This is a genomic window from Streptomyces sp. NPDC037301 (genome assembly GCF_055602785.1).
This window is the reverse complement of record NZ_JBVJWD010000106.1, coordinates 1-10,869: the sequence shown is the minus strand read 5'-3', so window position 1 is coordinate 10,869 and position 10,869 is coordinate 1. Positions and strand designations below refer to the sequence as shown.

Below are 10,869 nucleotides of genomic sequence, written 5' to 3'. Positions count from 1 at the left end.
AAGTAGTTCTCTTTCCCGAGGATGTCCTGGTACTGGGCTGCGATGTCGCGGGCCTCGTCGTACTGGTTCAGACGCAGGCGGGTCTGGATGGCGCCCGAGGGGCAGCCAGTCGTCCCGATGATCCCCTCGGAGTGTTCGGAGATCAGTTCCATGTCCATGCGCGGCTTACCGGCCGGGAACTGTCCCGTGTAGGAGGCTTCCGTCGACAGGTAGAACAGGTTCTGGAGTCCCTTGACGTTCTGTGCCCACATCGTCATGTGGGTGAAACGACCACCCCCACTGACGTCCTTGGAACCCTCGCCATCGTCCGACATCGCCCGGACACCACCGGGACCCCAGAACTCCTGCTTACGGTTCCGGCGCGAGGACGGCGCGACATACGCCTCGATCCCGATGATCGGCTTGACGCCTTCGAAGCCCTTGGCCACCTGCTGAAACTCGTACGCACCGAACATGTTGCCGTGATCGCTCATGGCGATGGCGGGCATCCCCTGACGCTCGACCTCGGCGAACATCGGCTTGAGCCGCTGGGCGCCGTCAAGCATCGAGTATTCGGTGTGATTGTGCAGGTGGACGAAGCTGTCGGTCACCGGGCAGGCACCTCCGCAGACAGGTCGAAAGAAGCCTCCACCCTATCCCTCAGAGGGCTCCCAACCGGCTGCTCCCGGAAGCAAGTCACGGGCCGGTTTGGCGGGTTGGGGTGCTGTTCAGCAGCGTCTGGGCCGTACGGCGTGAACGTGCAGATCAGGGCGATTGTCAGTGCCACCCCCCAACAGTCGGCAGCGGATTGACACCGGTGGGTGATGGAGGGTGGTGGTTCATCGTGCGGTCCGAGTTTCCTTTGCGGCCCGGCGCCGAGGTCCGTGATTCCCGGCCGCGTGTCATGGCGGGCAGCCGACCGCTCAACGACCGACCGACACCATGAGAAACGACGTCAGCGGGCCTGGGAGCTTCGGCCGCCGACGCTTCCCTACCGAAGAGGTGGGCGGCCATCGCCCCCAATCTCGCCGGGCACGTCGCCGCCGTCGGCTTCGACGTCCGCAGGTCGGAGATAGCTGGTGGGCAGGCGGTGTTGGGGTGGTTGGATGGCCGGGTGTCAACGCCCGTTCTGGTTCGTTGAACATGCCGTCCCGCGTCTGGTGGGAGCGGTTGGACGGCGGGGAGGTAGCTGATGAGCGATCGAAGCGCAATTGAGTGGACCGAGGCGACGTGGAATCCGACGACAGGATGTGACCGGGTTTCCTCCGGGTGCGACAACGGCACTGTCACGTTGACTGACTGGGTGGGATGATCTTCGGGGTGGTCATGCTGGGAGGGGTCGTCCGTGGACAGCGCGCCGCCGTCGTACAAGGAGCACCGGTACCCGGTGGAGATCATCGCGCACTGCGTGTGGCTGTACTTCCGTTTCCCGCTGTCGTTCCGCGAGGTCGAGGAGCTGATGCTCGAACGCGGCGTGCTCGTCTCCCACGAGACGGTCCGCCGCTGGTCTACGAAGTTCGGGCAGGCCTACGCCAACGGCCTGCGCCGCCGGCGTGTGCAGCCGGGCGACAAGTGGCACCTGGACGAGGTCTTCGTGAAGATCAACGGTGAGCTGAAGTACCTGTGGCGGGCCGTCGACGCCGATGGCAACGTGCTCGACATTTTGGTCCAGAACCGGCGGGACAAGGCCGCGGCCAGGCGGTTCTTCCACAAACTGCTCAAGAAGACCTGCTCGGTGCCGAGGGTGATCGTCACCGACAAGCTCCGCTCCTACGGCGCGGCCCACCGCGAGGTCATGCCCTCCGTAGAACACCGCGCCCACAAGGGCCTGAACAACCGGGCGGAGAACTCCCACCAGCCTACCCGGCAGCGCGAACGCGCGATGAAGGGCTTCCGCTCCGTCGGCGGAGCCCAGCGGTTCCTGGCCGCGTTCAGCGGTATCTCGCCCCACTTCCGACCACGCCGCCACCTGATGACCGCCACCGAATACCACACCGAGATGACCACCCGCTTCGCCATCTGGGACGAGATCACCGGCGCCACCGCCCTGCCCACCGCAGCGTAAGCCAGGCCCCCACCCAACCCCTACACACCCTGACGCGCCCTCAATCGATCAACACCGCACCAACGTGACAACGCCCCGCGACCTCATCGTGCGGGCCCACAACCAGCTCAAAGGCCCCATCGTCCTGGTCAACCTGCGCACCCATCTCATGCCGCAGATGAACGACTTCATCGCTGCGAACGAGGACTGGCTGACCGTCTTCCATTTCCCGTCCTACGCACCCGCCCTCAACCCACAGGAAGGCATCTGGTCCCTGGTGAAACGGGCGATCGGCAACCTCGCCGCCGCGAACCTCGACCAGCTCGCCGCCGCCGTGAAGCGCAGCCTCAAGAAGACCCAGTACCGACCGCACCTCATCGACGGCTGCATCATAGGCACCGGCCTGACCTTGACCAGCTGACACGATCAGGCCGACATCACACATTCAAGTTCAGTAGTCAGCCATTCCCGAGCTGCGGGGGAACCTCAGCATGGGCGCGGCCGCGACAATCGGGGCGGCGTCAGCCAGCCCGGACGGGGCGTGACGGTTCGGTGTTCCGTCACCTGGTGTGGTGGTCAGGCCCACGCCGCAGATTTCGCCGCTGCTGGCTGCCCTACGCCGCCCGCTTCAGCCCACCACAGCCAAGTCCGGTGGCGGGAAACACAGGCGCGGCGGGGCATCTCGGTCCGTATCCACCGCAGTGTCTGCTCACAACGTCGGCTTCGGCCGGGTGGGCGGCAAGTGGTGCGTGGTTCGACTGGGGAGGGTGCTACAGGCGCGGACTGGTAATCAGCTGTCTTCCGTCACGCGGAAGGCCAGACAGACGACGACGGTGTGATCATCGACCGGAGTGCCCGCACGGTCCCAGAAGCGCCGGTGCACATCGCACCAGGCCTCAAGAGACACGTCACCCTCGCCCTCGGCCCTGGCATGTTCCCAGGTGACATCGCCGAAGGGCTTCACCTCTACGCTGATGAACTCCAGGGTGGCGACGCACCGGCCCTCGTTGTCCAGGAGAGCCTGCCGCTCACCGACGTACTCCAGGCCTTCGGCCTCTTCGGCGTACTCGTCGAGCAGACAGGTCGTGGCGGTCTTGGCGCCTGTCAGAACCAAAGAATTGAGCATGTCCCGCATGTCACCGGGGAAGCCCAGTTCCAGCGCACGCACACCGTTGACTCGCGGCCACATCGTCCCGTCATCTCACTCGGCGCAGCCCTTCGGTCCACGGGCGGCATACGCGTGATCATATGCGCAGCTCACCGGCGAGCGGCTCGACCGGGGAAGGTGTAGGCGGGCGGGTGAGTGCCTGCCAGGGTGCAGTCGGCCCGGGAGCCGCGAGTAGCGGCCGGGATGCGGCCGGTTCCCGGCCGAGCCCCCGGACGCCCCTTTTCCCAACGGCCCGATCACCGGGCGGCGCATCAGCGGCTCCGGCGTTGTCACGTTGGTGCGGTGTTGATCGATTGAGGGCGCGTCAGGGTGTGTAGGGGTTGGGTGGGGGCCTGGCTTACGCTGCGGTGGGCAGGGCGGACCCGCCTCATCATCCGCCGCGGCTTCGGCTTCCACACCGCCGACGCCATCATCGCCCTCGTCATGCTCACCCTCGCCGGCGACAAACCCACCCTCCCCGGCCGCCAACCCGCCACAGAATGACCCACACATACGGCAGGAGAGCCCAAATTAAGGGGTAGCCGATGACGTAGTACCGCGTCACCGAGCGGGCTCCGCCGTCGCGGTCTTCACCGTCACCGCTGCTGACCGAAATTCGACCTGTCCTAACAGGCAGTGCCCCAACAGTCAATAGATTCACGACCGCTGAAGCGCATAACGTGCTCGCCTTAGGGACGGCAGCCCCGACGCGGTGCCGTCCCTCCATCAACGAGGGGACACATACGTATGCGCATCAGCGCGCCCAGAAAAGCCGTCAGCGGTGCCGCTCTCGGCGCTCTCCTCCTCACTGGCATGAGCGCCGCAACCGCGCAGGCCGCGCCGGAGAAGTACAGCATCGCTGCCGCCCAGGCCCCGGCCGTCAAGACCGTCTACGCCGACACGGCCGCCGCCGCGAGCTGCAAGCTCAACACCATTACCATCACCCGCACCAGCATGTGCATGGACGTCGGCGCCCGCATCGACCTGCTCAAGAACGGCAAGCCGTTCGGCTCCGCCACCTTCGAAATCAAGCACGCCATGACGCTGAAGACCAACAAGCTGAAGTGGGCAGAGAGCTTCACCGTCGGCAAGGCCAAGCTCGTCAACGCCGGCGGCATCAGCGTCAACGTGTCCGTCGGCGGCGGCAAGGGCGTCAAGACCGCCGTCAAGTTCCCGCAAGGGTCCACCCTCGGCTCAGCCCACAAGGGAACCGTCGGCTACGCCGCCAGCGTCGGAAAGAAGAAGCAGCTTGCCAGCCCGGCCTCCTACCGGTTCACCTTCACCAAGCCCGGCTACACGATAGGCGGCTTCACCTACAGCTCCGCCAAGTACCGCTGCGACGATACGTTCTGGGGCCCCAAGAAGCGCACCAAGAACCCCGGCTGTGTCTTCCCCTCCTACTCCCCAGTCTTCACCCTCTCCCGCAGCGACGCGAAGGTGAAACAGTCCGCCAACCACATCTTGGACGCCCAGCGTAAGATCGCCGGTCACCCGGGCGCTTCCACCCCGCTGCACCGCATCACCAACGAGAAGACCATCAACGCCCACCGCAAGGCCATGTGCGCGAAGGTGCACAACCCCGACCCCAAGAAGTACGACTGCGACGAGTACCCGTTCGCCGCCAGCAAGGAGGGCGGCAACCCGGCCCGCGGCAGCACCCGCATCATCTCCCTCGGTGACAACCGCAGCGCCGGCGCCCGCCTCGGCGGCTTCTACAAGACCCAGCGCGTCCTCAACGGCGACGGCTACTACGTCCGCATCAAGTAAGACGCACAACGCGCCTGCCACAGGTCCCGTCTACTCTTCCAGGACGTAACCGGCAGGCACAGTAAGCACGATGGGGGTTCTCCATGCAGCGTTCCAACTGGCCGCTCCTTGACGGCCGCACCCGGCCGCTCAAGATGAAGGAGTGGGGCGACCTGGCCGTCATGGACCCCGGCGCCGGCAAGCAGCCGCGCGGACGAGGGTTCCTGGCGGCCGAGAAAGACTGGCTGCACATCGACGCCGGAAGCGCCCTGGAGAACCCCATCGTCACCCTCTACGCCGGAGATGACCCGGGAGCAGAGACCGGCTGGGACGAGGTCGAAGAGATCACCGTGATCTCCACGACCGGCTTCCTCGCCCTGTGCGACAGCGGATACGAGCCGCTGCGCAAAGAGAATCTCGCCACCGCAGGAGTCGGCTCCTACCTGATCCGCGTCCATGCCAGTGACCGGTCGTCGGACGGCAAGAAGCCCCGCTTCCTCATCCAGGTCATCCCCGGCGAGCGTACGGGGGCCGAGCCCGAGCCGCCCTCCCCCACGATCGATGGGTCCGCCGGTCCGCTCCTGGTGCGGACGTCCTTCGAGCAGCCAGATGAGTGGGCACGCTTGCTCCAGTCCCTCGAAGGAAGCTCGGAGCACTACGAGTCGATCACCGTCATCGACAACCACGCCTACGCGGGCTTCACGGCGGATCAGATCCAGGCGCGGATCGGACGCGATGACGAGGACTGGCCCAACAGTACTCTCGTCCTCATCGCCGACGAGAGGGCATTGGCCTCCGCAGAGTTCCCGTTGCTGGCCGTGAACAACCTGCCCGACGATGACGACGATCCGTTCAGGATCGCCCTCGCAGCGGCCGGTTCCTTCGTCGTCAACATGGAGCTGGCGAACACGAGCTTTGGTGAGTGGGGCTGTGGTGTCGACGCCGACGGCGTCTACCGGGAAGAGCACTACTGACAGTGCTAAGTGGTCGGCTCCGGAAGTCCCTCGGGGGTTGACTGCGGAGCCAACCATGCGTCGGAGCGCTGGTCATAGGTCGGAGCCGGCGCCAGCAGGTCCCGGCCGGACGGGTCGAGATGGGGTGGCACCCCAGCACAGCCGACAGGCGGGTACCGCCGCCGAACCGCACAAGCCGGAGGGTGGCCAGCCGCCGCCGGACGCTGTCGCCACAAGGGCGGCAAGGGCGACTGACCACCGCACGACCACGGTCGACGACGGCCTCAGCCCAGGAACTCTTGGCGCGTTGAGGCCGAGGTGCTGAGGTCGACTGGTTCCGGAGCAGGGCGCGGGCTGCCGACCTGTCGGTGTCGTACCAAGAAGCACGAGACGGCGCCGACCGCGATCACGATGATGGGCAGTGCCAGGGTCGGCCGCATCGCGTGGACGACCCCGTGTTCGAACGTGGACGCCGCCACCTGATCGATGTGATGGGCCAGGCTTGTCGGTGTTCCCTGCGGCGGGTGGACCACCGCGCCGTTCCGCCCGATGCCGACCTCTTGACCGCTCTTGGCGGCGTTGCGGAAGTCGGCCAGGAATTGGCCGCGGACGTCGGCCGGGAGGCCGGCAGCCCGCTTTGCCGCTTCGTCTTGCAGCGAGGCGGCCAGGCGGTTCTGCAGTACTGCGCCGACTGCGGCACTGCCGATCACTGTGCCGATCTGGCGGATCGTGTTCATCACGCCAGAGGCCGCCCCGGCCATCGTGGGCTCCACGTTGTACATGGCGACCGTGACCATCGGGCCGAACACGCAGCCGATGCCTCCCCCAGCCGTGATCAGGGCGGGCTGGAACTCCCACCACGCGCGGCCGACATCGGTGACCCAGGTGAGCCAGGCCATACCGGCCGCGAACAGGGTCAGACCGGTCATCAGGACGTACTTGCCGCCGATCCGGTCCGCCATCCGGCCCGCGACCGGCGACAGCACCGCCGACACCACCATCGCCGGCGCCATCACGAGCCCGGCTGTGAGGGCGCTGAAGTTCAGCACCGACTGCAGATAGATCATCACCGGCAGGAACAGGCCGAGCATCCCGACCTGGACGGTCGCGGACACGAAGCTCATGACCGCGTAGTTGCGGTCGCGGAAGAGCACGAAGGGCAGCAGCGGTTCGCCGTGCTGCCGGGTGCCCTGGTGAATCAGGAACAGCACCAGCAGCAGGGCAGCCGCGCCCAGCAGCGCCCAGATCCTGGCGTTCCAGTCATATCGCTGGCCCTCAGTGAGCGCGAAGGTCAGGCATACCAGTGTCGCCGCGGCGAGTACGACACCCGCAATGTCCAGCTTTCGGTGCGCGCCGTGCCGGATGTCGGGCACGAGCGTAACGGCCATCGCCAGGACGATCGCGCCGATCGGGACGTTGACGAAGAAGATCCACCGCCAGCCGGCCGTGCTGACCAGGAACCCGCCGAGGGTGGGCCCGGCGATCGTGGCCACGCCCGCGACTCCGCCCCAGACGCCAAGTGCGGCGCCCCGGCGCTCGGCCGGGAACGTGCCGATGATGATCGTCATCGTCTGCGGCATCAGCGCCGCCGCACCCAGGCCCTGCACAGCCCGGGTGGCGATGAGCTGGGCCGGATCCTGCGACAGGCCGCACAGCACCGATGCCACGGTAAACAGCGCGACACCCCCGATGAACATGGTGCGCGGCCCGCGCACATCGCCCAGTCGGCCGAACGTGATCAGCAGTGCGGCAAGGACGAGGATGTAGACATTGATCACCCATAACACCTCGTCCAGCGACGCGTGCAGGTCGCCGATCATGCTGGGGATAGCGACGTTGACGGCCGTCAGGTCCAGCAGTGTCATGAAGAATCCCAGGCTGAGCGTCAGCAGCACCGCCCAGGGATTGCCGCGCCATCTGCTCATTCGTATCCCATCCTTCGCTCCTCGCATCCCCACGGTCAGTGGCGGAAGCGCCGCCGCCGGTGGGCTCAACAGGTCTTGTTGCTCCAGATGTCCTCGCCCGGTACCCGCGTACGGGGCCCCTACGTTGCCCGCAGGTGTGTGACCTCGGCTGTGGGCACGCTGGACAGCGCCTGGCAGGGAAGGCGCACCCCGGCGACTCACGGCGCTTGCACGGGCTGCTCCAGGAGCCCGTGAAGTTGCTCGCCGGCTCGATGGTCGGTCGCGTTCGGTCTCCGGCATGGCATAGCCGGTGCCGTTCCTCGGAGTTCGCCTCGGCGGTTCGATCAGGCCGTGCTCACGAGCAGGGGGTTCAGCAGCACGCTGCTGAACCCCCTGCGGGCGCAATGGCCACTGCCCGGCAGGGCGAAAGTCGTCACTGCCGCAGGGTTCACCGGGCGGACCGCAGGCACCGTCGGCCGAGGGGAATCGGCCCACCCGGACGAGAAGGAAAATGTCAGTTCTTGGCAGGGGCCTGCAGACTCCACAGCCGTCCGTCGGGGTCGCGGACGGTCATCTCCCGGGTTCCGTAGTGCGTGTCCTGGAAGGGGGTGACCACCTCCACAGCCGGATCGGGACGGAACAGGTCCGCATCGGGCACCTTCAGTGCGATCTGCACGCCGGGCTCCCGGTTCTCGGGGATCTCGACAACGACGAGGTAGGGACCCTCGCCGTTGCGGAACACGCCGGAGCCGTCGCCGGTGGAGGTCTCCAACTTGTAACCCAGTTCCTGGAAGAACTTTGCGCTCTTCCCCCAGTTGTGGGTCTCCACGAACACCGCCTCGAACCCTTCGGTTGCCATGTCATGACTCCTTTCCTGAAGAGGGCTGCCGCTGCTCATGGGCGTCGTCGAGGTAGGCGCGCAAGGCCTCTGTGACCAGCGCGGACAATGACATGCCCGTCTCGATCGCGTGATGCTTGACCTGCCTGATCAGCCCCAGCGGCAGATACACGTTGAACTGTTTGACTTCCGTATCACCCATAGAGCGATACTAGCTCGCTAGGTTGCTAGCATACTAGCCCCAGGGGGTCTCTCGTGTCTGTTTTTGCAGCTGATCCACACGACCCGGTTGTCGTCCGCGCAGGCGACGCCGAGCAACTGCCCGAGATCGGCCACTGCCTACTGGCTGACGCCAGTGCCAGCAACGGGGCGCTCAGCGCCCACCGCATCCGACTCGCCCGCGGCGCCGACGGCGCGGTCCCGCACCGGCACGACCACTCCTCCGAACTGTTCTTCGTCGTCGACGGAACGCTCCAGGTGCTTGTGGGATCGAAGGTCATTACCGCCGGCTCCGGTGACTTCCTCGTCATCCCGCCGCGCTGTGACCACGCCTTCCGCGCCGCCCCGGAGAACACCGCCGATGCCCTGATCGTGATCACCCCTGGCATCGAACGATTCGACTACCTTCGGCAGGTCGCCAGGATCCGCCGGGGCGAAGCCAGCCGCGACAGCCTGCTCACCGAGCAACACCGCTACGACACCCACTTCGTCACCAGCCCGGCCTGGTAAGACAAGACCACCACCTCAACGACCACACCTGCGGCAGCACCCCAGACCCCGCGGGCTGAAAAGAGACCGGCGAAGCCGAAGCCGGCTGACCGAGGGCGAGCCACTCTCGCGGCGTGGCGGCAACGCGAACTGCCCGCTGCCAAGGTTCGCGGCGTGTCGTGCCGACTGGGGTGTTGTCGAGGCGTCAGGCTGCGGCCCGTCCGTGATCCGTTCTCTCGATGGGCCCGCCTGCCATGCCTGTTGCCGCTGCCCGCCCGATAGACCCGAGCGCCGCCGAGCGGAGGAGGCTGAAGGCGATGGCCTACGGCCTCAAGACCGAGTACCGGCTGCGGATGCGTGCCCAGGTGGTGCTGCACGCCGCCCGCGGCCGCTCCAACTCCCGTATCGCGGCTGAAACCGGTCTGCACCTGGATACCGTGCGGCTGTGGCGGGGCCGCTTCGCCGACGGCGGCATCGCTGGGCTGGCCGACCGTCGGCGCTCCGGCAGGCCACCGGCCTTCACACCGCTGCAGGCCGCCGAGGTCACCGCGCTGGCTTGTCGACTGCCTGCCGAGACAGGGGTTCCGCTGTCCCGCTGGACGGCCCCGGAACTGGCCCGTGAGGTCGTCGAGCGGGGCATCACGCCCTTCGTGTCGGCCGCCACCGTGCGCCGCTGGCTGGCCCAGAATGCGCTCAAGCCCTGGCAGCACCGCTCGTGGATCTTCATCACCGACCCCGGCTTCCGCACCAAGGCCGGACGCGTCCTGGATCTGTACGCCCGCATCTGGCAAGGCCACCCACTCGGACCGAACGAGTACGTCATCAGCGCAGACGAGAAAACCTCCATCCAGGCCCACTGCCGCTGCCACCCCACCCTGGCCCCCGGCCAAGCCAGAGCCATGCGCGTGAACCACACCTACGGCCGCGGCGGTGCCCTGGCCTACCTCGCCGCCTACGACGTCCACCAGGCGAAGGTGTTCGGCCGCACCGAACCCCGCACCGGCATCGAACCGTTCATGAACCTGGTCACCCAGGTCATGAGCGTTGAACCCTACGCCAGCGCCAAGCGCGTGTTCTGGATCGTCGACAACGGCTCCTCCCACCGCGGCACGAAGGCCGCCGACCGGCTGGCTGCCGCGTTCCCGAACGCGGTGATGGTCCACACCCCGGTCCACGCCTCGTGGTTGAACCAGGTGGAGATCTACTTCTCCGTTGTGCAGCGCAAGGTCGTCTCGCCGAACGACTTCACCGACCTTGCCCAGGTCGGGGACCGGCTTCGAGCCTTCGAAGACCGCTACAACGCCACGGCACAGCCGTTCCAGTGGAAGTTCGCCACCTCCGACCTGGACGAACTGCTGGCCAGGCTCGACCGGCACACCGCCGATCAACAGGAAGAATCCTCGTTCCGCCTCGCCGCATGATCAACCCCCGAAGGACTTCCGGAGCCGACCACTAAGCTTGACTCTGTCGGGGATCTTGGAGGTGCCGAGGTCAGCTGCCCAGGGTTCGCCAGGACTTCAGCCGGGGTATCTCGCGCTGGTCGAGGTAGT

Annotated in this window: 12 protein-coding genes and 1 pseudogene; 8 read left to right on the top strand and 5 right to left on the bottom strand. The window is 66.7% G+C overall.

The window, feature by feature from the left end; translation table 11 throughout:
- The coding region (locus tag ACZ7IB_RS47850) for a PHP domain-containing protein (RefSeq protein WP_470921555.1) at positions 1–590 on the bottom strand (590 nt) is incomplete at its 3' end.
- Positions 591–1,171: 581 nt separating this feature from the next.
- Between ACZ7IB_RS47850 and ACZ7IB_RS47845 the strand changes: the two genes are divergently transcribed.
- The 3 genes and pseudogenes from ACZ7IB_RS47845 to ACZ7IB_RS47835 form a co-directional block, all read left to right on the top strand.
- The gene (locus ACZ7IB_RS47845) at positions 1,172–1,291 is read left to right on the top strand and encodes a DUF5131 family protein (RefSeq protein ID WP_470921554.1); all 120 of its coding nucleotides are present in this window, start codon (positions 1,172–1,174) and stop codon (positions 1,289–1,291) included.
- A gap of 33 nt (positions 1,292–1,324) precedes the next feature.
- On the top strand, positions 1,325–2,044 hold the full coding sequence (locus ACZ7IB_RS47840) for an IS6 family transposase (RefSeq protein WP_470921553.1): 720 nt from the start codon (positions 1,325–1,327) through the stop codon (positions 2,042–2,044).
- A gap of 76 nt (positions 2,045–2,120) precedes the next feature.
- Positions 2,121–2,444: pseudogene (locus ACZ7IB_RS47835) on the top strand (transposase); the annotation flags it as partial.
- Positions 2,445–2,813: 369 nt separating this feature from the next.
- Here the strand turns inward: ACZ7IB_RS47835 and ACZ7IB_RS47830 are convergent.
- Positions 2,814–3,212 carry an ASCH domain-containing protein gene (locus tag ACZ7IB_RS47830; protein ID WP_470921551.1) on the bottom strand — a complete coding sequence of 133 codons (399 nt, stop codon included), beginning with the start codon at positions 3,210–3,212 and terminating at the stop codon, positions 2,814–2,816.
- A 303-nt stretch (positions 3,213–3,515) separates the two neighbouring features.
- Between ACZ7IB_RS47830 and ACZ7IB_RS47825 the strand changes: the two genes are divergently transcribed.
- The 3 genes from ACZ7IB_RS47825 (at position 3,516) to ACZ7IB_RS47815 (ending at position 5,890) form a co-directional block, all read left to right on the top strand.
- A complete protein-coding gene (locus ACZ7IB_RS47825) occupies positions 3,516–3,674 on the top strand; it encodes a hypothetical protein (RefSeq protein WP_470921550.1) in 159 nt (52 codons plus the stop codon).
- A gap of 309 nt (positions 3,675–3,983) precedes the next feature.
- Positions 3,984–4,937 carry a NucA/NucB deoxyribonuclease domain-containing protein gene (locus ACZ7IB_RS47820; RefSeq protein ID WP_470921549.1) on the top strand — a complete coding sequence of 318 codons (954 nt, stop codon included), beginning with the start codon at positions 3,984–3,986 and terminating at the stop codon, positions 4,935–4,937.
- An 83-nt stretch (positions 4,938–5,020) separates the two neighbouring features.
- Positions 5,021–5,890: a DUF6924 domain-containing protein gene (locus ACZ7IB_RS47815; protein WP_470921547.1), complete on the top strand. Its 870-nt coding sequence runs from the start codon at positions 5,021–5,023 to the stop codon at positions 5,888–5,890.
- A 263-nt stretch (positions 5,891–6,153) separates the two neighbouring features.
- Here ACZ7IB_RS47815 and ACZ7IB_RS47810 read toward each other — a convergent pair whose 3' ends face one another.
- The 3 genes from ACZ7IB_RS47810 to ACZ7IB_RS47800 all read right to left on the bottom strand — a co-directional run bounded on the left by ACZ7IB_RS47810 (position 6,154) and on the right by ACZ7IB_RS47800 (position 8,813).
- A complete protein-coding gene (locus ACZ7IB_RS47810) occupies positions 6,154–7,794 on the bottom strand; it encodes an MFS transporter (protein WP_470921545.1) in 1,641 nt (546 codons plus the stop codon).
- A gap of 493 nt (positions 7,795–8,287) precedes the next feature.
- A complete protein-coding gene (locus ACZ7IB_RS47805) occupies positions 8,288–8,632 on the bottom strand; it encodes a VOC family protein (protein WP_124721613.1) in 345 nt (114 codons plus the stop codon).
- 1 nt (position 8,633) lies between these two features.
- On the bottom strand, positions 8,634–8,813 hold the full coding sequence (locus ACZ7IB_RS47800; RefSeq protein WP_124721612.1) for a ribbon-helix-helix domain-containing protein: 180 nt from the start codon (positions 8,811–8,813) through the stop codon (positions 8,634–8,636).
- Positions 8,814–8,866: 53 nt separating this feature from the next.
- Here ACZ7IB_RS47800 and ACZ7IB_RS47795 point away from each other — a divergent pair, with 53 nt between their 5' ends.
- Together ACZ7IB_RS47795 and ACZ7IB_RS47790 are read left to right on the top strand one after the other, a co-directional pair.
- Positions 8,867–9,340, top strand: a complete 474-nt coding sequence (locus tag ACZ7IB_RS47795) for a cupin domain-containing protein (RefSeq protein WP_266753152.1) — start codon at positions 8,867–8,869, stop codon at positions 9,338–9,340.
- Positions 9,341–9,636: 296 nt separating this feature from the next.
- The gene (locus ACZ7IB_RS47790) at positions 9,637–10,740 is read left to right on the top strand and encodes an IS630 family transposase (RefSeq protein ID WP_470921543.1); all 1,104 of its coding nucleotides are present in this window, start codon (positions 9,637–9,639) and stop codon (positions 10,738–10,740) included.
- Positions 10,741–10,869 lie beyond the last annotated feature (129 nt).